Annotated in this window: 20 protein-coding genes; 17 read left to right on the forward strand and 3 right to left on the reverse strand. The window is 62.2% G+C overall.

Features of this window, described 5'->3' with window-relative positions; translation table 11 throughout:
* The first annotated feature begins 27 nt into the window (after positions 1-27).
* Both parC and CWB41_RS10220 read left to right on the forward strand, forming a co-directional pair.
* Positions 28-2,271 carry a DNA topoisomerase IV subunit A gene (gene parC, locus CWB41_RS10215; RefSeq protein ID WP_115836816.1) on the forward strand — a complete coding sequence of 748 codons (2,244 nt, stop codon included), beginning with the start codon at positions 28-30 and terminating at the stop codon, positions 2,269-2,271.
* 80 nt (positions 2,272-2,351) lie between these two features.
* Positions 2,352-3,839 (forward strand): methyltransferase domain-containing protein, encoded by a 1,488-nt coding sequence (locus CWB41_RS10220; protein WP_115836815.1) that lies wholly within the window; start codon positions 2,352-2,354, stop codon positions 3,837-3,839.
* Here the strand turns inward: CWB41_RS10220 and CWB41_RS10225 are convergent.
* On the reverse strand, positions 3,836-4,564 hold the full coding sequence (locus CWB41_RS10225; RefSeq protein ID WP_115836814.1) for an arginyltransferase: 729 nt from the start codon (positions 4,562-4,564) through the stop codon (positions 3,836-3,838). The two genes, CWB41_RS10220 and CWB41_RS10225, sit on opposite strands and share 4 nt — an antisense overlap.
* 102 nt (positions 4,565-4,666) lie before the next feature.
* Positions 4,667-5,134: an RDD family protein gene (locus CWB41_RS10230; RefSeq protein ID WP_115837108.1), complete on the reverse strand. Its 468-nt coding sequence runs from the start codon at positions 5,132-5,134 to the stop codon at positions 4,667-4,669.
* Between the two features lie 115 nt (positions 5,135-5,249).
* On the opposite strand from CWB41_RS10230, the gene CWB41_RS10235 reads away from it, so the two are divergent.
* The gene (locus tag CWB41_RS10235) at positions 5,250-5,876 is read left to right on the forward strand and encodes a M15 family metallopeptidase (protein ID WP_115836813.1); all 627 of its coding nucleotides are present in this window, start codon (positions 5,250-5,252) and stop codon (positions 5,874-5,876) included.
* Position 5,877: 1 nt separating this feature from the next.
* On the opposite strand, the gene hemB is transcribed toward CWB41_RS10235, so the two are convergent.
* Positions 5,878-6,915 (reverse strand): porphobilinogen synthase, encoded by a 1,038-nt coding sequence (hemB, locus tag CWB41_RS10240; protein ID WP_115836812.1) that lies wholly within the window; start codon positions 6,913-6,915, stop codon positions 5,878-5,880.
* 150 nt (positions 6,916-7,065) lie between these two features.
* Here hemB and CWB41_RS10245 point away from each other — a divergent pair, with 150 nt between their 5' ends.
* From CWB41_RS10245 to thiL, 14 genes are all read left to right on the forward strand, one after another.
* Positions 7,066-8,127, forward strand: coding sequence for an enoyl-CoA hydratase/isomerase family protein (locus tag CWB41_RS10245; protein ID WP_245411292.1), 1,062 nt, complete (start codon positions 7,066-7,068; stop codon positions 8,125-8,127).
* A complete protein-coding gene (locus tag CWB41_RS10250) occupies positions 8,124-8,588 on the forward strand; it encodes a DUF6163 family protein (protein ID WP_115836810.1) in 465 nt (154 codons plus the stop codon). The genes CWB41_RS10245 and CWB41_RS10250 overlap by 4 nt, the downstream gene beginning before the upstream one ends.
* 455 nt (positions 8,589-9,043) lie before the next feature.
* On the forward strand, positions 9,044-9,556 hold the full coding sequence (gene ldtR / locus CWB41_RS10255) for a transcriptional regulator LdtR (RefSeq protein ID WP_115836809.1): 513 nt from the start codon (positions 9,044-9,046) through the stop codon (positions 9,554-9,556).
* A 386-nt stretch (positions 9,557-9,942) separates the two neighbouring features.
* A complete protein-coding gene (locus tag CWB41_RS10260; protein ID WP_245411291.1) occupies positions 9,943-11,310 on the forward strand; it encodes a L,D-transpeptidase family protein in 1,368 nt (455 codons plus the stop codon).
* A gap of 167 nt (positions 11,311-11,477) precedes the next feature.
* Positions 11,478-12,779 (forward strand): serine hydroxymethyltransferase, encoded by a 1,302-nt coding sequence (gene glyA / locus CWB41_RS10265; protein WP_115836807.1) that lies wholly within the window; start codon positions 11,478-11,480, stop codon positions 12,777-12,779.
* 56 nt (positions 12,780-12,835) lie between these two features.
* Complete coding sequence (nrdR, locus tag CWB41_RS10270) at positions 12,836-13,336, forward strand: transcriptional regulator NrdR (RefSeq protein ID WP_115836806.1); 501 nt, start codon at positions 12,836-12,838, stop codon at positions 13,334-13,336.
* A gap of 25 nt (positions 13,337-13,361) precedes the next feature.
* The gene (ribD, locus tag CWB41_RS10275) at positions 13,362-14,465 is read left to right on the forward strand and encodes a bifunctional diaminohydroxyphosphoribosylaminopyrimidine deaminase/5-amino-6-(5-phosphoribosylamino)uracil reductase RibD (RefSeq protein ID WP_115837107.1); all 1,104 of its coding nucleotides are present in this window, start codon (positions 13,362-13,364) and stop codon (positions 14,463-14,465) included.
* A complete protein-coding gene (locus CWB41_RS10280; protein WP_115836805.1) occupies positions 14,466-15,068 on the forward strand; it encodes a riboflavin synthase in 603 nt (200 codons plus the stop codon).
* Positions 15,069-15,078: 10 nt separating this feature from the next.
* Positions 15,079-15,600: a DinB family protein gene (locus tag CWB41_RS10285; RefSeq protein ID WP_115836804.1), complete on the forward strand. Its 522-nt coding sequence runs from the start codon at positions 15,079-15,081 to the stop codon at positions 15,598-15,600.
* A gap of 8 nt (positions 15,601-15,608) precedes the next feature.
* Complete coding sequence (gene ribH / locus CWB41_RS10290; protein WP_115836803.1) at positions 15,609-16,100, forward strand: 6,7-dimethyl-8-ribityllumazine synthase; 492 nt, start codon at positions 15,609-15,611, stop codon at positions 16,098-16,100.
* Positions 16,100-16,564, forward strand: coding sequence for a transcription antitermination factor NusB (gene nusB / locus CWB41_RS10295; RefSeq protein WP_115836802.1), 465 nt, complete (start codon positions 16,100-16,102; stop codon positions 16,562-16,564). Before ribH ends, nusB begins: the two co-directional genes overlap by 1 nt.
* 188 nt (positions 16,565-16,752) lie before the next feature.
* Positions 16,753-17,292: a hypothetical protein gene (locus CWB41_RS10300; protein WP_115836801.1), complete on the forward strand. Its 540-nt coding sequence runs from the start codon at positions 16,753-16,755 to the stop codon at positions 17,290-17,292.
* 99 nt (positions 17,293-17,391) lie between these two features.
* On the forward strand, positions 17,392-18,633 hold the full coding sequence (locus CWB41_RS10305; RefSeq protein ID WP_129396462.1) for a hypothetical protein: 1,242 nt from the start codon (positions 17,392-17,394) through the stop codon (positions 18,631-18,633).
* A 332-nt stretch (positions 18,634-18,965) separates the two neighbouring features.
* Positions 18,966-19,949, forward strand: coding sequence for a thiamine-phosphate kinase (gene thiL, locus CWB41_RS10310; RefSeq protein ID WP_115836799.1), 984 nt, complete (start codon positions 18,966-18,968; stop codon positions 19,947-19,949).
* Positions 19,950-19,987 lie beyond the last annotated feature (38 nt).

Here is a 19,987-nt window from a genome sequence, read left to right on the forward strand (position 1 = left end):
CGGGCGAACCCCGAAAAAGGCAATTTCATGGGCAAAAACGTCGTTCCGGCGACGCCGCGCGAGCCAGAACCCGTCAATCTGCGGGAGGCGCTCGAAGAGCGTTATCTCGCCTACGCGCTCTCGACCATTATGGGCCGGGCGCTGCCGGACGCGCGCGACGGTCTGAAGCCCGTGCACCGGCGTATCCTCTATGGCATGAGCATCCTGCGGCTCGATCCCGGCACCGCGTTCAAGAAATGTGCGAAAATCGTTGGTGATGTGATGGGCTCGTTCCATCCGCATGGCGACCAGGCGATCTATGAGGCGCTCGTCCGCCTCGCGCAGGATTTCTCCTCACGCTATCCGCTCGTCGACGGGCAGGGCAATTTCGGCAATATCGACGGCGATGGCGCCGCCGCCTATCGCTATACCGAAGCGCGGATGACAGAGGTCGCGCGCCTGCTGCTCGAGGGCATCAACGAGAATGCCGTCGATTTCCGCGACAATTATTCGGGTGACCAGACCGAGCCTGTCGTTCTGCCCGCGGCTTTTCCCAATCTGCTGGCCAATGGCTCGCAGGGCATCGCCGTCGGCATGGCGACATCCATCCCGCCGCACAATGTCGCTGAGCTTTGCGACGCCTGCCTGCATTTCATCGCGCATAAGAATGCGAGCGACGAGGATTTGCTAAAATTCGTGCCGGGGCCGGATTTTCCGACTGGCGGCATCATCGTCGATTCGCAGGAGCAGATCGCCGAAACCTATCGCACCGGGCGCGGCGCCTTCCGCGTGCGGGCGAAATGGGAGCGGGAAGAGGGCGCGCGCGGCACCTACAACGTCGTCGTCACCGAAATCCCCTACATGGTGCAGAAGTCGCGCCTCATCGAAAAGATCGCCGAGCTTCTGGCCGAAAAGAAATTGCCGCTCGTCGCCGACATTCGCGACGAATCGGCCGAGGACGTCCGCATCGTCATCGAGCCGCGCACCCGCACCGTCGATCCCGAATTGATGATGGAACAGCTCTTCAAGACGACGGAACTTGAGAGCCGCTTCCCGATGAACATGAATGTGCTCGTCGATGGTGTGGTCCCCCGCGTGGTCTCCCTCAAGGAGGCGTTGCGGCAATGGCTCGATCATCGCCGCGTCGTGTTGCAGCGGCGCTCGCGCTTCCGGCTCGAGGAAATCGCCCACCGGCTCGAAGTCGTCGCCGGTATGTTGATCGTCTTCCTCAATCTCGATGAGGTGATCCGCATCATCCGCGAGGAGGACGAGCCGAAAGAGGTGCTGAAGGCGACCTTCGAGCTTACGGAAGTCCAGACCAATTATGTTCTCGATACGCGCCTGCGCAGCCTGCGGCGGCTCGAGGAAATGGGGTTGCGCCGCGAGTTCGACGAACTCACCAAGGAAAAGAGCGACATCGACAAATTGCTGGCCGACGATGCCAAGCAATGGAAGGTCATCGGCGTCGAGCTGCGTGATCTGAAAAAGAAGTTCGGCCAGGACACCGCGCTCGGCAAGCGCCGGACGCAATTTGCCGAGGCGCCGGAGGTTGCCGATTTCGATCTCGCGACCGCAATGATCGAGCGTGAGCCGATTACGGTGGTCGTCTCCGAGAAGGGCTGGATCCGCGCGCTCAAGGGGCACGTCGAGGATCTGTCCAGCCTGCAGTTCAAGGGCGACGACCGGCTGAAGCTGAGCTTCCTCACCGAAACGACGCAGAAAATCCTGGTCCTGGCGACGGACGGGCGGATTTTCACGCTCGAAGCCTCGAAACTGCCGGGCGGGCGCGGGCAGGGCGAGCCGCTGCGGCTGATGGTCGATATCGGCGAGGGCGAGGACATCGTCTCGGTCTTTCCCTATATCGCGGGCGAGAAGCTGCTCGTCGCCACGAGCGACGGGCGCGGCTTCATCGCACCCACGGACGAGATGATCGGCGGCACGCGCAAGGGCAAGATTCTGCTCAATCGCGATCTGCCGGCGGAAGCCTCGATCGTCACGCCGGCGGCTGGCGACCATGTCGCGGTCATCGGCCAGAACCGCAAACTGCTCATCTTCCCGATCGATCAGATGCCGGAGATGACACGCGGCAAGGGCGTGCGGCTGCAGCGCTATCGCGAGGGCGGCATTTCCGACGCCAAAGTGTTCAGCAAGGCTGAGGGCCTGAGCTGGAAGGATTCGGCCGGCCGCACGTTCACATTGGCGATGCGCGATCTGCGCGAATGGGTTGGCAATCGTGCCGAGGCTGGCCGGCTGCCGCCCAAGGGCTTCCCGAAGAACAACAAGTTCGGCTGATTGTCCGGACGCCCGACAGGCCAGGGCAAGCTCGGGGTTTTAGGACTTTCCAATGCGCGTAGGGGTGCAAGGGAGTCCGTATGCAGATCGAACTGCCGCGCGCGGCGGAAGTCAGCCAAGCGTTTCCGGCCTGGCGCCTCACCAATCCGATTCTCGCGCGGCTGAGCTTCGAATATCCGCAGCCACAAGAGGCGCTCCACCGCTTCGGGCTCGCGCTTTCGGCGCAAGGCCAGACCGAGCCGGCACTCGGCATCCTCAAGGCGGCACTGGCGCTCGCGCCGGAAGAAGCCGATCTCTGGAACGATCTCGCGAGCGCCTTTTACCGCGCCGGCCAATATGCGGAGGCTGGCGCGGCACAGCGCCGGTCGCTCGCTTGCGATCCGGCGCAACCGCAGGGTTGGCTTCTACTCGCCTCCATCGACAGCGCACTTGGCGATGCGGCCGCGGCGGAAGTGGGCTACCTCGCCGCTCTCAAGCTCGATCCATATCTCTCCGAGGCGGCCTTCGGCCTCGGCATCCTGTGTTTTGGGCGGCGTCAGTTTACTGAAGCCGTCAAATGGTTGCGCCAGTCCATCGCCAGCGGCGGCCATCACATGGGGCTTTATGTTTGCCTCGGGCAGGCCCTGTTTCTGCTGGGCGATTTCGCCGCTGCGGTCTCGGCGCTTGAAAGCGCGGCGCGCTTTCCGTCTTGCGACGCGACGGTGGTCGAGAAACTGGCGCAACTGAAGCTGATTGAAACCTGTGTGCGCGCGGACGCCGCGGCGGCTGTCGAAGCCTATGGTCAAATCGCCGGGCCGCACGCGAGCGACATCGATCGCGTCACCGCGACGGCGTTTCATTTTCTCAGCGGCTTCGGCTATCGCGCGGCGGCGATCCGGCTCGGTGAATGGCGGCTTGGCCGCAATCCGCAAGATGCGGTGCAGCGCTATTTGCTTGCCGCCTTGCGCAACGAGGCCATTGCGCGCGCGCCTGACGATTATCTCGTCGCCTATTTCGACGGTTTCGCCGAGACGTTTGAAGCCAAGCTCGTTGATGCGCTCGGCTATCGCGTGCCCGAGAAGCTGCACGCTCTGCTGGCCAAGACCGGCCGGCGCTTCGCCAATGGGCTCGATCTCGGCTGCGGAACCGGGCTCTCCTCACCGCTGCTGCGCCCGATGGTGCGGCGCCTCACCGGCGTCGATCTTTCCCGCCGAATGCTGGAGAAGGCCGATGCGCGGCGGCTGTATGACGATCTCGTCGAGGCCGAGGCCGGAGATTTTCTGGATCAGGCTGACGAGAAGTTCGATCTCGTCGTCGCTGCCGATGTCGTGATCTATTTCGGCGATCTCGCTCCGCTTTTCGCACGGATCGCGCGGGTGATGGAGCCCGGCGGCCTCTTTGCCTTCAACGCCGAGACGGTGGAGGCAGGCTATCGTGTGCTGCCCTCGGGCCGTTTCGCGCAGGCGCTCGATTATATCGAGGCCGTCGCCGCCCCGTATTTTACAACCGTGGAATTGCAGATGACGACGATCAGGCTGGAGGCGGCACAACCCGTCGAAGGAGCGCTCGTCGTTCTGCAGCGGCGCTAATCCACCCGCTGCCAGCCGTCCATGCCGAGCCGCTCCTGCGGCAGGAAGCGCGCCTTGTAGGCCATCTTCTTCGAGCCCTCGACCCAATAGCCGAGATAGACATGCGGCAGGCCGAGTCGGCGCGCGCGCTCGATATGGTCGAGGATGATGAACGTGCCGAGCGAGCGGCTCTCTGCGTCCGGCTCATAGAACGAGTAGACCATCGACAGGCCGTCGGCGAGGAAGTCGGTGAGGCAGACGCCGATGAGCGGGTTGTTCTCGGCCGGGTTCGAAAGCCGGTATTCGATGAGCCGGCTTTCCACATGGCTGTCTTCGATCATCATCGAATAATCGAGCACGGTCATGTCAGCCATGCCGCCGTCGCCGTGGCGGGCGTCGAGATAGCCGCGGAACAGCGAATATTGCTCGCTCGTCGGCTCGGTGCGCACGACCGAGGCAAGGAGGTCGCTGTTGGCGCTGAGGACGCGGCGCAGATTCCGCGATGGCGTGAATTCCGCGACCTTGACGCGGACGGAGACGCAGGCCCGGCAGTTCTCGCAGGCAGGCCGATAGGCGATGGTCTGCGAGCGGCGGAAGCCGGATTGCGTCAGTGTATCGTTCAGCGCCGTGGCGCGGCGCCCGACAAGATGGGTGAAGACTTTTCGCTCTTCCCGCTGCGGCAGATAGGGGCAGGGCGAAGGCGAAGTCAGATAAAATTGCGGCGCGTCGCGCAGTTCTCGCGTCAAGCCTGCCTCGTTAGGACTTTCTGCGGCGCGGGCCGAAGCAGCCCGCATGTTGCAAAGCTAACGCGTCCCGTGCCGCGCGCCTAGAAGAATCGTCAGGGAAGGTTACGGGACCCGGCGTGTGACCACCACGCCGGCCAGCATGTCATGCAGGCAGCGCTTGTCTTCGGCCAGCAGCGAAACGAGCAGGATCGGCGGAAACATCCAGCTCACATAGAAGAGCACGGCGTGCACCGCGGCGTAGAGGAAGGGGACGCGCGTACCGTCTGTGCGGCGAATTTCGAGATCCATCAGCCGCATGCCCGGCGTCGCCATGCGCCGGCCGGAGACGGTCAGGCCATTGTAGAAAAAGGCGACCAGCGGAAACAGCGGCGGCAGGACGACCAGCGACAGGCCGAGCGTCGCGACCAGCAGCGCCAGCCACAGAACGGAGGCGAGGACCGAGACGACGGCGAAATCAATCGCGACTGCCAGAATACGACGCGTCCGGACACCGGCCAGCGCCTCCCGAGGCAGCGCGACGCTGCGGAAGATCGGCTCTGAGACGCTTTGGAACTGGCTGGTCTGGCTCATGGCTTGCTCCATTTTCAATTCGGCTGCGGGCAAGGTTGCCGCCAGAATGTGGCCCCCGTTACATGGCAAGACAAGGGTGGTGATGCGGATTCCCGCCCCGCTGTCCGGGTGATTCATGAATATTCAGAAAGATTCCAGTCCTTGCGCCAAGCAGCCGCCAGCGGGCTACGTCCGCCTCGCCGATATCGCGCCGGGGATCGTGCAGGACATGCGCTATGCCGGGGTCGAGAATTTTCTCGGCCGGCCGGTGCCGGGCTATCGCGCGCCCTGCTGCTGGCTGCGGCAGGAGGCGGCCGCCGCGCTCAAGGCCGCGCATGAGGAAGCCGCGGCCGAGGGCCTGCGCCTCGTCGTCTACGATTGCTATCGCCCGCCGGCGGCGACGGCGGCCTTCATCGCCTGGTCGCAAGACCCGGCCGACCAGAAGATGAAGGCCGAATATTATCCACAACTCGACAAGAAAGACCTGTTCGAGCTCGGCTATATCGCCCGGCAATCGACACATACGACGGGCCTTGCCGTCGATCTCGCCTTCGAAGGCTTCGACTTCGGCACGCCCTTCGATCTGTTCGACGACAAATCCAACACCGCCGATCCGCGCGTCGCCGGCGCGGCGCGGCAGAACCGCGACCGCCTCGTCGCGCTGATGACGAAGTACGGCTTCGAGAACCTGCCGCACGAATGGTGGCACTTCACCTACAAAGGTGTCAGTGATCCGGTGCCGGTCGATTTCGAGGTGGCGTAAATTAGACCGTTTGCCTCAGGTGCTTCGCCACGCGCGGCGCAAAATAGGTGAGCACACCATCGGCGCCGGCGCGCTTGAAAGCGATGAGGCTTTCCAGAATCGCCCGCTCGCCATCGAGCCAGCCATTGGCGGCAGCCGCCATGATCATCGCGTATTCGCCCGAGACTTGATAGGCGAAGGTCGGCACGCCGAAATGCTCCTTCACTCGCGCTAGCACATCGAGGTAGGGCAGGCCCGGCTTGACGATGAGCGAATCCGCGCCTTCCTCGAGATCGATCGCGACTTCACGCAAGGCCTCGTCGGAATTGGCCGGGTCCATCTGATAGGTGCGCTTGTCTCCTGCCAGCGTGACGTTGGTGCCGACCGCCTCGCGGAACGGTCCGTAAAAGGCGGAGGCATATTTCGCCGCATAGGACATGATCTGCACATTCTCGAAGCCATGCGCGTCAAGCCCCGCGCGGATGGCACCGATGCGCCCGTCCATCATGTCGGAGGGGGCGATGATGTCCGCGCCCGCCTCAGCCTGGTTCAGCGCCTGCGCGACGAGCACCGCGACGGTTTCGTCGTTGACGATCTCGTTGCCGCGCAGGATGCCGTCATGGCCGTGGCTCGTATAAGGGTCGAGCGCGACATCGGTGATGATGCCGATCTCCGGCACCGCGCGCTTGATCGCGCGGGTCGCGCGGCAGACGAGATTATTTTCGTTCAGGGCCTCGTGGCCTTCGGGATCGCGCAGGGCCGGGTCGGTGTTGGGGAAAAGCGCGAGCGCCGGAATGCCGAGTTTGGCGGCCGCTTCGGCCTCGCGCACCGCGACATCGATCGAAAAGCGTTCGACTCCCGGCAGCGAGCCGATCGCTTGCATCTGGTTGTCGCCTTCGATGATGAAGATCGGCCAGATGAGATCGTTGACAGTCAACTCGTGTTCGCGCACCAGACGGCGCGACCAGTCCGCCTTGCGGTTGCGCCGCAGCCGCACCGGCAGATCGAGCCGGTTCGCGAGGGCATTCGTTTCGGGCTTCGGGCGCAGCGGCGCGGACATATTCGGCTCCTTGCCAAATTCCAGATTTGGGCAGATTTGCGCCGCCCTTTTAGCACGCCGGCGCAGGGCGCAGCGAATTTCTTCGCCGCGCGCGGCGCATTGCTGCCCTGCGCATTGACGCCGCCGTGCCCGCGCGGTTAATCGGGCATTATGAGCGATATCGAGATCACCAGCGTCAGGATCGGCCATTGCGGCCTCATCACGCTCGACCGGCCGCGCGCGCTCAATGCGCTGACGCATGAGATGGTCACGGCGATGGGCGCGGCGCTCGATGATTTCGCGCAAGATCCCGCGATCCGCACCGTGGCGGTGCGCAGCTCCAGCGCGCGGGCCTTCTGCGCCGGCGCCGACATCCGGCGCGTGTATGAACTGGGTAACGCCGGACGCCACGACGAACAGCTCGGTTTCCTGCGCGATGAATATCGCAACTGCTATCGTATCAAGTCCTATCCAAAGCCCTATGTCGCGCTGCTCGACGGCATTGTGATGGGTGGCGGCGCCGGTATCTCGGTCAATGGTGCGCACCGCGTCGCGGGCGACAGCATCACCTTCGCGATGCCGGAAACAGCGATCGGCTTTTTCCCGGATGTCGGCGCGACCTATTTTCTGTCGCGCTTGCCGCACAGGATCGGCGCCTATCTCGCGATGAGCGCCGGGCGCATCAATCTCGGCGATGTTCTGGCGCTTGGCCTTGCGACGACGCATGTGCCGTCCGCGCGCTTCGATGCGCTGATCGAGCAATTCGCCGCTGGCCAAGAGGCTGGCGCGGCGATCGCGGCCGAGAGCGTCGCACCGCCGCCATCCGACCTGCTGAAAGAACGTGAGGTGATCTCGCGGGCTTTCGCCTTTTCCAATCCGAAGCGGATTTTCACCGCGCTTGCCGATTTGGCGCATCGGGGCTCTACTTTCGCAGAAGACGCCTTATTAATCTTGCGTGCGCGTTCGCCGTCGAGTGTCGCGGTGGCGTTGCGGCAGGTGCAAATCGGTGCCGATCTCGGTTTCGGCGCTGCCTTGAACGTCGAATACCGCATTGCTGCCAAGATTTTGCGCAGTCATGATTTCTACGAGGGCGTCCGTGTGACGCTGGTCGATAAGGGTGACACGCCATCCTGGCAGCCGCCGTTGATCGAGGACGTGAGCGAGACAGATATCGACGCTTATTTCGCGTCTCCGGGTAATGAGGATTTGATGCTTCCTGCGGGTGCAGCATGAAGTTTTTTGCGCGCCGGGAGCGTGAGGAGCGCGCCGCGGAGCCCGGCGCGGCGATCAAACTCGGCGCCAAGCCGGCCGAGGCCGCCGCGCAGATGCAATGGGGATTGATCCTCGTCATCTTCATGCGCGTGCTGGCGGCGCTCTGGATTTTCCAGGGTCTGGCGGAATGGGCGCTGGTTCTGGTGCCGCAGAGATCGGTGCTTGAAGCTTTGCCCGCGGCGATGGCCGCGGCGGTGATTTTTTTCGCCATCGCCGATCTTGTCGCTGCGGTTGGCCTCTGGCTCGCGACACCCTGGGGCGGCGCGCTGTGGCTGTTCGCGGCAAGTTCGCAAATCTTCATCGCCATCGCGATCCGGAACTCGATCTCGATGGCATGGGTGGCGATCGACGTGATCCTGATCGCGTTCTATTTCGTTCTGACGTTCAACGCCGGGCGCGCCGGCGCGCAATACGCGGAGTGAAGTCCGGCGCGCCCGCGTGGCGCCGGAGCCGCAAAGCGGGCAAAGAAAATTTCCGCTATTTCGCGATCACGCGCATTCATCGTTATCGCATTCTTTCCAACTTTCGCGCCGCGCCGCCCGCGCTTTCGCGAGTGTGCCATCGCGCGACATAACAAGCAGGCTTAACAGGCTCTGAAATGGCGCGGCAAATGTTAAGCTCTGGCGCGGCGATTACATGCGTCCCTCTCGGGGTGCTTCACATTCTTGGTTTCCGCGTAACACATTCTAAAGTTAAGAAAACCGCCGCCTGCCGAGCGGCAGAGTAAAAATCGAATTTATTTCAAGATTGATTCACTGCATTCGCTAAACCTCTGATTCAGTTTGTTACTTAAACTCGTTTTCATTGGCGCTACTTATAGCTCATTGCTCATTGAGCCCGCGGCGTAGAGGAGGCTCGTTGTCAGAAGGGATGGGTCATGAACAGCATTTTGAAATCTGAGGTGATGCCGGCGCGCAGCACCAATCGTGTTGAAGTGAAGCCGGTCTATATCGAGGCTCTGACTCTTGTGGAGCGGCTGCATCGCCGCTTGCTCGATGTCATCAAGGATGAGTTCGATCGGCGCGGCCGCTGCGACGTAAATTCGGTGCAGGCGCTGCTGCTCTACAACATCGGCGACAAGGAATTGACCGCCGGCGAATTGCGCACACGCGGCTATTATCTCGGCTCGAACGTTTCTTACAACGTCAAGAAGCTTGTCGAGATGGGCTATCTGCATCATGCGCGTTCGCGGCTTGATCGCCGCTCGGTGCGCATCAGCCTCACGCCGAAGGGCAAGGAAGTGCACGACATCGTCACCTCGCTTTACGACAAGCACGTGCAGACGGTCGAGCAGATCGGGGGCATTTCGGTCGACGAGTTCAGCCGGCTCAACAATTCGCTCAACCGGCTTGAGCGGTTCTGGACCGATCAGATTCGTTTCCGCCTCTGACGCCTTCGCCTACGCCGCGCCGGCGGGACGCCCTTTCCGCCAATGTTCAAGTGGCGCTCCCACCTTCGGGGTTGGGGGCGCCGCTTTTGTTTTCAGGCTGTACATCCGCCGGGCAAGTCGCGCGATAAGTGCCCTAAAATTATGCGCCTGGGTCCAGTTTCGCCTTGCCACCGCGCCGTTTGCGCCGCGCCACAAAAACGCCGCCCATTTGGTGCCATTTGCAAAAGTGATTTGGCTTGATTTGCCCGAGCGTTCCATCAGTGGTTTTCGCGGCAACCTCTTGCGACGGGTCTCGAGGGGCACAGATTATGACTGTCAGGCGCGCCCGCATCGCGCATGCTCCGCTGACGGGTAGATGGCTGGCGGGCAGATGGCTGGAGAGTGCATTGGCAAGGTTTTCCGTTCGATTTTCGCCCTCCGGCCTGTCCCTGGCGGCCGCCAGTCTGATTCTGGCGCTGGGTGCCCCGCGTCTCGCCGCGGCGGGCGATGACGGGTTCGGCCAGGCCGAATGGGCGCAGCAATACGATGACGACGAGCATCTGGCCGTTCATCGCTCCACCACGCCGGTTCTTTCCCAGGCAACCTTCGACGCCACGGCGCTCGCGATCAGCCGCTACCAGGCGATCGTTTCGGCCGGCGGCTGGCCCAATGTGCTGGCGCAGCGTGTACTGCGGCTGGGCTCCCAGGGCGATGTCGTCGCGATCCTGCGCCGCCGTCTGGCCGCGTCCGGCGATCTCGACGCAAGCGCGGGCGATTCGCCGGTTTTCGACTCATTCGTCTTTGCCGCCGTCAAGCATTTCCAGGCTCGCCACGGGCTCCAGCAAACGGGCATCGTCGACAAGGACACACTTTCGGCCCTGAACGTGCCGGCCAATGTGCGGCTCAGCCAGCTGCAGATCAACCTGGTGCGGCTGAAGACCTATTCGGGCAATCTCGGCGACCGGTTCGTGATGGCGAACATCCCTGCGGCGGCCGTCGAGACGGTGGAAAATGGCGTCGTCGCCACGCATCATGTCGCCGGCGTCGGCCGCTTCGACCGCCAGTCGCCGGTCATGATGACCAAAGCGACCGATATCGATTTCAACCCGTTCTGGACCGTCCCGGCCTCGATCACCAAAAAAGACCTGATCCCAAGGATGCAGGCCGATCCGAATTATCTGACCGAGCACAAGATCCGCATCTTCGACAAGGCGGGGAACGAGGTGCAGCCGAACCAGATCGACTGGAACACGGATCAGGCGGTCAATTACATGTTCCGTCAGGACCCTGGCTCTGACGTCAACGCCCTCGGCGTGGTGCGGATCAATATTCCCAACCCCTATGGCGTCTATATGCACGATACGGCGGAGCGGGGTCTCTTCGGCGACGACTTCCGCTATATCTCCTCGGGCTGTATCCGTGTGCAGGACGTGCGTGACTATGTGGCCTGGCTTCTGAAGGACACGCCCGGCTGGGACCGCCAGCACATCAACGATGTCATTAATTCCGGGCAACAGGTCAAGGTGGAGCTGACCCCGCCGGTTCCGGTCTATTGGGTCTATATTACAGCCTGGGCGACGCCCGACGGCACCATCCAGTTCCGTGACGACATCTACCAGCGTGACGGTCTTGGCTCGGTCGCATCGGATGCTATGGAGCCGTCGCAGCTTCTCAAGGAGGAGCAAGCCCTGTCTTCGCCGCATCCGCAGGCGCAGCCGGGCGTCAACCGCACTGCTCTGCCGCCGCAAGCCTTGCCGGCGATGGACGAGCAATAGACCGCCTGACGGCGATTTTGCGTGCGCTGCAACAATAAGGGCCTGTAACCACAGGCCTCTTCGTCGCAGGCACGCTGTCTTCACGCTTTGAAAATGACGTGTTAAGGCCATCGGCCAAGCCGCGTCTGCGCGGCCTTTTTCTCCGCCGTCTGTCAGGATCCGCGCTCATGACCCTATCCGATGCCAGTGCCCAGTCCGCTTCCAACGCGTTCTTCTCCGCGCCTATCAGCGAGGCCGATCCTGAGGTCTCCGCCGCAATCGACAAGGAGCTTGGCCGCCAGCGTAACGAGATCGAGCTGATCGCTTCGGAGAACATTGTCTCCAAGGCGGTGCTCGACGCGCAGGGGTCGGTCCTCACCAACAAATATGCGGAGGGCTATCCGGGCCGTCGCTATTATGGCGGCTGCCAGTTCGTCGATATCGTCGAGACGCTGGCGATCGAGCGCGTGACGCGCCTGTTCGATTGCAAGTTCGCCAATGTGCAGCCGAATTCCGGCAGCCAGGCCAATCAAGCGGTGTTCCTGGCGCTGCTGCAGCCGGGCGACACGTTCCTCGGCCTCGATCTTGCCGCGGGCGGCCATCTGACGCACGGTTCGCCAGTCAACCTTTCCGGCCGCTGGTTCAAGCCGGTCGCCTATGGCGTGCGCAAGGACGACAACCGCATCGATCTCGAGCAGGTTGCCCGTCTCGCGCAGGAGCACAAGCCGAAGCTCATCATCGCCGGCGGCTCGGGCTATCCGCGCTTCTGGGATTTCGAGAAGTTCCGCCAGATTGCCGACTCGGTCGGCGCTTATTTCTTCGTCGATATGGCGCATTTCGCCGGCCTCGTGGCGGGCGGTGTGCATCCGTCGCCGTTCCCGCACGCCCATGTCGTCACCTCGACGACGCACAAGACCTTGCGCGGCCCGCGCGGCGGTCTCGTCCTCACCAATGACCCGGACATCGCCAAGAAGATCAATTCGGCGGTGTTCCCCGGCTTGCAGGGCGGCCCGCTGATGCATGTCATCGCCGGCAAGGCCGTCGCCTTCGGCGAAGCCCTGAAGCCCGGCTTCAAGGTCTATGCGCGCCAAGTCGTCGAGAATGCCAAGGCACTCGCCGCGACGCTCGTCGGTGGCGGCTATGCGATCACCTCTGGCGGCACCGACAACCATCTCATGCTGGTCGATCTGCGGCCGAAGAGCCTCACCGGCAAGGCCGCCGAGCAGGCTTTGGGCCGCGCCCACATCACCTGCAACAAGAACGGCGTGCCCTTCGACACGGCCAGCCCGATGGTCACCTCCGGCATCCGTCTCGGCACGCCGGCCGGCACCTCGCGCGGCTTCGGCGTCGCGGAGTTCAAGAAGATCGGCGAATTGATCATCGAGACGCTTGATGGCCTGGCCAAGAACGGCGAAGCTGAGAACGGCGCCGTTGAAGCTGCGGTGAAAGCGCAAGTCGAGGAGCTGACGCACCGGTTCCCGATCTACTAGAGCATCGTGGGCGTCCGGCCATTCTGGCTGGACGCCTCGTGATCTGAGGAGCCCCGATGCGTTGCCCATATTGCGGCAGTCTCGAAACCCAGGTCAAAGATTCGCGGCCGACGGAGGACGCCTCGTCCATCCGCCGCCGGCGCGTCTGCCCGGACTGCGGCGGCCGCTTCACCACGTTCGAGCGCGTGCAATTGCGCGAACTCACCGTCGTGAAGAAAACCGGGCGCCGCGTCCCGTTCGACCGTGACAAGCTGATGCGCTCGATCGAGGTCGCGCTGCGCAAGCGGCCCGTGGATGCCGAGCGGGTCGAGCGCATGGTCTCCGGCATCGTCCGCCAGCTCGAAAACCAGGGCGAGCCCGAAGTGCAGAGCGAGCGCATCGGCGAGCTGGTCATGGAAGGCCTGCGCTCGCTCGACAGCGTGGCCTATGTGCGCTTTGCCTCCGTCTATCGCAATTTCCGCGAGGCGCGAGACTTCCACACATTGATCGACGAACTCTCGCAGGCCGATCCGGACGAGCCGCCGCCGCCGAAACCAAAATTATCGACGCGCGCCTGATGTCGCGGGTTCGGTGCATATTGGCATGACGGACGATGCCCGCTTCATGGCCGCCGCGCTCAATTTCGCGCGGCGCGGCTTGGGTCGTGTCGCGCCCAATCCCGCCGTCGGCGCGCTGATCGTCAGGGATGGCGTCGTTATCGGCCGCGGCGCGACCGCGCCCGGCGGCCGCCCGCACGCGGAAGTGCTGGCGCTGAAAGAGGCGGGCCCCGCCGCAGCCGACGCCACGCTTTATGTGACGCTCGAACCCTGCAGCCATCACGGCCATACGCCGCCCTGCGCCGACGCGATCATCGCGGCTGGCGTGGCGCGGGTCGTCTCGGCGCTGGAGGACCCCGATCCGCGCGTTGCCGGGCTGGGCCATCGGCGCCTGCGCGCCGCGGGCATCGCCGTCGAGACCGGGCTTCTGGCGGAGGAAGCGCGGCGGGCCAATCTCGGCCATATCCTGCGCGTCACCGCCGGGCGGCCGATGGTGACGCTGAAACTGGCCGAGACGGCGGACGGCTTCGCCGCCGGGCCAGCGGACGCGCCGCGGCTCAAGATCACCGGCGCGGTCGCAAATAGCCGCGTGCATATGCTCCGCGCGTTGCATGATGCGGTGATGGTCGGCGCGGGAACGGCGCGGGCCGACGATCCGCAATTGACCGTGCGGCTGCCGGGCCTCGAGGAGCGCAAGCCTTTGCGGATCGTGCTCGACTCGCATCTTCGTTTGCCAGTGTCGTCGCGGCTCGTGCAAACGGCGCGCAGCCATCCGACTCTGATCATCGCGGCGGAAGGTGCCTCGCAGGAGGCCGCCGCGCGGCTCGCCGATCACGGCGTCGAAGTCGCATGGGCGAAGGCCGATTCCAGTGGGCGGATTGATCTCAATGCCGCGCTGACCTTGCTCGGCGCGCGCGGGCTGACACGGATTTTCTGCGAGGGCGGCCCGCGTCTCGCCGCGGCCCTGATCGCCTGCGGACTGGCGGACGAGGTGATTATATTCCAAAGTCCGGCGCGCCTCGGCCAGGCGGGCCTGCCGGCGCTCGACGCGCCAAGCCGCGCGGCGCTCGTCGATTCCGCGCTCTACCGGCCCGTGGGGCAGGCCAGCGCGGGCGAGGACATTATTCGCGAATACGAACGGATCATCTGAATGTTCACGGGGATCATCACCGATGTTGGCACGGTCGAATCCGTCGTTGCCGAAGGCGCGTTGAAACGGGTGCGTATTTCTTGCGCCTATCCGGCGAAGTCGATCGACATCGGTGCCTCGATCGCGACGGGTGGCCCGTGTCTTACGGTCGTGGCGCGGGGCGAAGCAGGCGGTCGCACCTGGTACGATGTCGATGTAGGAGCCGAGACGCTGGAACGCACGAATGCGGGCGCCTGGGAGCCCGGCACCAGGCTCAATATTGAACGCTCCTTGAAGATCGGCGATGAGCTCGGTGGCCATATCGTCACCGGCCATATCGACGGCGTGGCGAAAATCGTTTCGGTCGCACCGTTCGACGGCATGTCGCGCTTTGTCTTGGCCGCGCCCGCGCCACTCGCCCGTTTCATCGCCGAAAAGGGCTCGGTTGCGCTCGACGGCACGTCGCTGACGGTCAACAGCGTCGACGGCAACGAATTCTCGGTTCTGCTCATTCCGCATACGCTGGCGGTGACCACCTGGGGCGCGCGCAAGGCGGGCGACGGGGTCAACCTTGAAGTCGATCTCATGGCGCGCTATGCCGCTCGCCTCGCGGAGACGAAGTAGGGGTCATCGCATGTCGGCGTATTGGCGGATGTTCGCCGGTTACAATGCCTGGGCGAACGCGCTTGTTTATGAGCGCGCCGCCGGCCTCAGCGATGCCGATTATCGCGCCGATCGCGGGGCTTTCTTCAAATCGGTGCATGGCACGCTCAACCATCTGCTGGTCACCGACCGCATGTGGATGCGCCGCTTCACCGGCGAGGGAGAGATGGTGTCGCAGCTCGACGCCATTTTGCATGAATCGCTCGCGGATTTGCACGCCGCGCGAATCCGCGAAGACGAGCGCATCATGGCTTTCGTCGCGGGGCTTGACGCGGCGCGCCTCAAAGCGCCTTTGCGCTATGAGTCCATTTCGAAACCCGCCCGGATCGAACAGGAATTGGAAACGGCTTTGGCGCATTTCTTCAATCATCAGACGCATCATCGCGGCCAGGTTCACGGCCTTCTGACAAATCTTACGGGTGAAGGGCCTGTCCTCGATCTTGTCGCCTATCAGCGGCAGGCGGGCCTCGCCCAAAGCCGCAGCGTGGCGTAAGAGCTGTCATGGCCAAGCCCCAACGCGACGAAAAGTCTCCCGAGCACAGTGTCGATGGCGCGCGCTTCCTGATCGTCGAGGCGCGTTATTACGAGGAGATTGCGGCGCATCTGCTCGACGGTGCGATTGCGGCGCTCAAGGCGGCGGAGGCGCGTTACGTCTGCTGGCAGGTGCCGGGCGCTCTCGAAATTCCGATCGCGACGAAGATCGCACTCGACATGGCGCGCACGGCCGGCGCGCCGTTTCAGGGTGCCATTGCGCTCGGCTGCGTCGTGCGCGGCGAGACGGCACATTTCGAGATTGTCGCGGGCGAAAGCGCGCGTGCGCTGATGGACCTCGCGCTCGCGGAAAAATTGCCGCTCGGCAACGGCATTCTCACGGTCGAGAACATGGAACAGGCTTTGGTGCGGGCCGATCCGAAGCAGGGCGACAAGGGCGGCGATGCGGCGCGTGCCGCGCTGGCGCTGCATCGTCTTCAAGCCGGGCAGGGATCGCTCTGATGGCGCGCGCTCCGCAACGCGCCGCCGCGCGGCTTGCCACCGTGCAAGCGCTCTATCAGATGGAAGTCTCGGGCAAGGGCTTGGCTGAAACACAGTCCGAGTTCGAATCCTTCTGGATCGGCAACGAGATCGAAGGCGCGCAATATAACGAGGCGGAGATCGCCTTTTTCCGCGACATTCTCTCCGGCGTGCTGGCGGAGCAGGGGCCGATCGATCGCGCCGTCGACAGAACGCTCGCCAAGGGCTGGCCGCTGGTGCGCGTCGATGCGGTCATGCGCGCGATCCTGCGCGCCGGCAGCTATGAATTGCTGAAGCGCAAGGATGTGCCGGCGCGTGTCGTCATCAAGGAATATGTCGATGTCGCCGGCGCGTTTTTCGAGCGCGACGAGGCGGGCATGATCAATGCGGTGCTCGATGCACTGGCGCGGGAATATCGGACGGAAGAGTTTCAGGAGCGGGCTTAGGCGGTTGTCCGGGCCTCAGTTTTTTAACGTGCGGCCGTTTTGCGCCCATCCGGGTCATTTGTTCATAGTTTCAGATAAGCTCTAAGCTAACGCGACGCGGAGCGGACTCGATTCGGTCTGGCGAACGGTGTGCAATCGAGATATCGCTAAGATAACAAGTAAGATTATTGAATGATCGCCGTAAGATAATGTCAGTCGCCCAAATCCTTCTCCAAGTCGCAGCGTCGATCTTCGGCGGCTGGCTTGCCGCAATATTCTCGTTGCGGATATTCCGTAGTCAGAGGGTTTGGGAGCGAAAGGCCGAAGCATACACCGCAATCTTCGACGCGTTGTACGACATGGCTCGATGGTACGATGAGCATTTCGATGCAGAAATAAGCGGTCGCGAGTTATCGGAAGATAAGAAAAGCGAACTATCGAAAGCCTACATGGCCGCGAAGGAAAAGCTCAAAAGACGAATCGCTTCTGAGACCTGGCTCCTTCCAGAAGTTGCCTCACAAAGGCTTGAAGATCTCTTCAAGCGCCTCTCAATTGAGAGAAACGATTGGTTTAAGATGCTTGATGAGGACAGTTACTCTATTTCCATGGCAACCCTCGATTTGCGCCTAATGGTTCGTGAGGATTTGGGCCTTGAAGGTTCTCGGCTGGCCGTCCTGACGAAGCAGTTATCTTCACGCTTCACGGAACTCTCATCGCGTCTCGCACGATCGGAAAAGCAAAAGTCGTGATGGTCTCCGCATAGTACTGAATCGATGCCGACGTGTTTGCGGAGTTGCCGCGATCGGCCGGAAACGTTGTGGGGGTTTCGGAAGAAAGCTTAAGCAAAAATGGCGCTGCGCGCGAATGGAGTCCGCGATATGCCAACGGTTACGGAATCAGCTTTAGCAGTAATTCGAAACCGCACGATAACAATTTATGCATCGGGTTCGACTGCGGGCGAGGACCATGCCTTGCTTGAATCTAGGAAGAAAATATTTGCAACATTATTGAACCGACTGGCGGAGCTTCACATCAATCGACCGCCGCCGGAATCTTTTTATATTGGCGAGCCATATATAGAGGATGAGCACAAGGTCGCGTGCATAATCAGCGCAAATTTTGTCTTCCCCGCCTATATCGAACCTGTCGATTTTTGGCTCTATGGCGCGCGCGTCATGGCGGTCCAGCACGGACACATTCTGCACGTTCAGATTCACAAGCGCATATCACAGCAGCTATGGGACGATGTGAGGCTACAAATTCCATTCAAGGAAAAATTTTTGATCGGATATCTGGCCTCATACATGCCAGCTATCAACAGACGTCTAATTGATAACAGACACTATGAAGGACACCTGTTGTCTCGGACCTTTGCGATGTTTGAAGCGGTCCGCGTGAGTGTGAGCGTACAGGGCCGGCACCTACCATTGAGCTGGCCGATTAGTTTTCTGCCTTTTCCACCTAGTGCAGCCTTGGCAAACAATGTTCGCGCCACTTACGTTTACGAATTTGTCGATTCTATAAATGCATATTTCACGTCAGATTTTGACGATTGTATACGGCGTTTAGTGACCTCGGCAGAAAACCTTTTTGAGGTACGAGGTTGGAAGACCCGCACGTCGCCGAAGACGTTGTTTCGAAAAATCCTACGATTGCTTGGATTCAAGTCGAAGACGTCTAACTCATTTCGTCGCATTTTGACGGAATACGTGAATGACGGGTCTCTAGCGGGCGAAGTTGTGACCGAAAATATGGAATTCATTTATACCATCAGAAATAAGATAGTGCATGCCGGATTTCGGATGAGCACCACAAGCGGCCAATTTTGCGATAAGGCAATTGCCACACTAAAATATATGATAGCAAGACATTGCCAAGATATGATCATATCGCGGTACGTTGATACGCTTTATATGCAATTCAGAATGCAATGCTCCGAGTTAGGGGAGATGTATAATCTCGGCGTTATAGAAAAGCGTCGCAAGGATGACGGGAACAGCGAAACGCCGGTCATCGACTCGGCCGCTGCTTTTAATAGCTTCATGTTTCAAGCTTTGAGATTTACTGAGCTGGATAAGCTTTCCATCTAACGGTAAAGTACCAAGAGAAGGACAATAATAAGCCCCACACGGTGCAACGTTGGCGACCATGTTTGCCGCTGCGCGCATGCCTGCAAGCGTCACAAGCAATTCAGATAACCGATATGCGCGCCGTATCCGCGCAATAAGGTTCGCGCGTCTGTCGCGGCCTCGGCGGTTGTACATGGCGCCACTCAGGCGGACGGTCTCGTATGGAAGGCCCCAATCGTTCCCTGCATGGGCGTGAGAACTTAATAGGAAGTTCCAGACCAGACCGACAGGTTTCGGCCCGAAGCGGATATTTTCCTGAATACAAAGGGTGCGATGAGCGAAAGGCGCATGTCATGACCCGTCCCGGTGAAGACGAGATCATTGAAAAATATTTCGCGCCGCTCTCCGGGCCGGCCGGTCTCGGTCTCGCCGACGATGCCGCTGCTTTCGCGCCGCCTCCGGGTCAGGATCTCGTCGTCACCAAGGATATGCTCTGCGCCGGCGTGCATTTCTTCGCCGACGATCCGCCCGGCGCGATCGCCCGCAAGGCTTTGCGTGTCAATCTTTCCGATCTTGCCGCGAAGGGCGCGGAGCCGCTTGGCTTCCTGCTCGGTCTCGCGCTGCCGGACGATTGGACGCCCGATTGGCTGGCCGCCTTCGCCGCCGGATTGGGGGAGGACGCGGCGGCCTATCGCTGCCCGCTCATTGGCGGCGATACGGTGAAAAGCCCTGGCGCCCTGACGCTCTCGATCACGGCGCTCGGCAGCGTGCCGGCTGGCCTGCGGCTCACGCGGAGCCGCGTGGCGGAGAACGATATTCTTTACGTCTCCGGGACCATCGGCGACGCGGTTTTGGGTTTGGGCCTGCGCGGCCTGCCGCCACCGGCTTGGGGGCTGGAGCTGAGCGCCGAATCGCAGGTGTTCCTGCGCGAGCGCTATCTTCTGCCGCAGCCGCGGCTCACGCTCCGCGCGGCTTTACGGGCCTCGGCACATGCCGCGATGGACATATCGGACGGACTGGCGGGCGATCTCGCCAAAATGCTGCGCCTGAGCGGGCTGACGGCCGAGATCGGGGAAGTTCCATTTTCCGCGGCGGCGCAGGAAGCCCTCAGGGCCGAGGACGGGCTGATCGCGGCGTTGCTCACCGGTGGCGACGATTACGAGATTCTCGCGGCCGTCCCGCCGGACATGGCCGCCAGCTTCGAACGGGCCGCGGCGGCGGCGCAAGTTCCGGTTCGCCGCATCGGCGTCGCGCGGCGGGGCACAACTCCACCCGTCTTCCATGATACCGCGGGCCGCGCCATCCAGCTCAAGTCCTTGTCTTACGGCCACTTTTAGGCACCGTCTGGTGCTGGCTCCTCCTTCGTCCGTAGGAT

This window comes from Methylovirgula ligni (assembly GCF_004135935.1).
Taxonomy (GTDB): domain Bacteria; phylum Pseudomonadota; class Alphaproteobacteria; order Rhizobiales; family Beijerinckiaceae; genus Methylovirgula; species Methylovirgula ligni.

Bases quoted from the DNA above. Each gene is read 5' to 3' on its own strand.
- parC (WP_115836816.1), top strand. From the start codon at position 28: ATGGGCAAAAACGTCGTTCCGGCGACGCCGCGCGAGCCAGAACCCGTC.
- CWB41_RS10220 (WP_115836815.1), top strand. From the start codon at position 2,352: ATGCAGATCGAACTGCCGCGCGCGGCGGAAGTCAGCCAAGCGTTTCCG.
- CWB41_RS10230 (WP_115837108.1), bottom strand. From the start codon at position 5,134: ATGAGCCAGACCAGCCAGTTCCAAAGCGTCTCAGAGCCGATCTTCCGC.
- CWB41_RS10235 (WP_115836813.1), top strand. From the start codon at position 5,250: ATGAATATTCAGAAAGATTCCAGTCCTTGCGCCAAGCAGCCGCCAGCG.
- hemB (WP_115836812.1), bottom strand. From the start codon at position 6,915: ATGTCCGCGCCGCTGCGCCCGAAGCCCGAAACGAATGCCCTCGCGAAC.
- CWB41_RS10245 (WP_245411292.1), top strand. From the start codon at position 7,066: ATGAGCGATATCGAGATCACCAGCGTCAGGATCGGCCATTGCGGCCTC.
- CWB41_RS10250 (WP_115836810.1), top strand. From the start codon at position 8,124: ATGAAGTTTTTTGCGCGCCGGGAGCGTGAGGAGCGCGCCGCGGAGCCC.
- ldtR (WP_115836809.1), top strand. From the start codon at position 9,044: ATGAACAGCATTTTGAAATCTGAGGTGATGCCGGCGCGCAGCACCAAT.
- glyA (WP_115836807.1), top strand. From the start codon at position 11,478: ATGACCCTATCCGATGCCAGTGCCCAGTCCGCTTCCAACGCGTTCTTC.
- nrdR (WP_115836806.1), top strand. From the start codon at position 12,836: ATGCGTTGCCCATATTGCGGCAGTCTCGAAACCCAGGTCAAAGATTCG.
- ribD (WP_115837107.1), top strand. From the start codon at position 13,362: ATGACGGACGATGCCCGCTTCATGGCCGCCGCGCTCAATTTCGCGCGG.
- CWB41_RS10280 (WP_115836805.1), top strand. From the start codon at position 14,466: ATGTTCACGGGGATCATCACCGATGTTGGCACGGTCGAATCCGTCGTT.
- CWB41_RS10285 (WP_115836804.1), top strand. From the start codon at position 15,079: ATGTCGGCGTATTGGCGGATGTTCGCCGGTTACAATGCCTGGGCGAAC.
- ribH (WP_115836803.1), top strand. From the start codon at position 15,609: ATGGCCAAGCCCCAACGCGACGAAAAGTCTCCCGAGCACAGTGTCGAT.
- nusB (WP_115836802.1), top strand. From the start codon at position 16,100: ATGGCGCGCGCTCCGCAACGCGCCGCCGCGCGGCTTGCCACCGTGCAA.
- CWB41_RS10300 (WP_115836801.1), top strand. From the start codon at position 16,753: ATGTCAGTCGCCCAAATCCTTCTCCAAGTCGCAGCGTCGATCTTCGGC.
- CWB41_RS10305 (WP_129396462.1), top strand. From the start codon at position 17,392: ATGGCGCTGCGCGCGAATGGAGTCCGCGATATGCCAACGGTTACGGAA.
- thiL (WP_115836799.1), top strand. From the start codon at position 18,966: ATGACCCGTCCCGGTGAAGACGAGATCATTGAAAAATATTTCGCGCCG.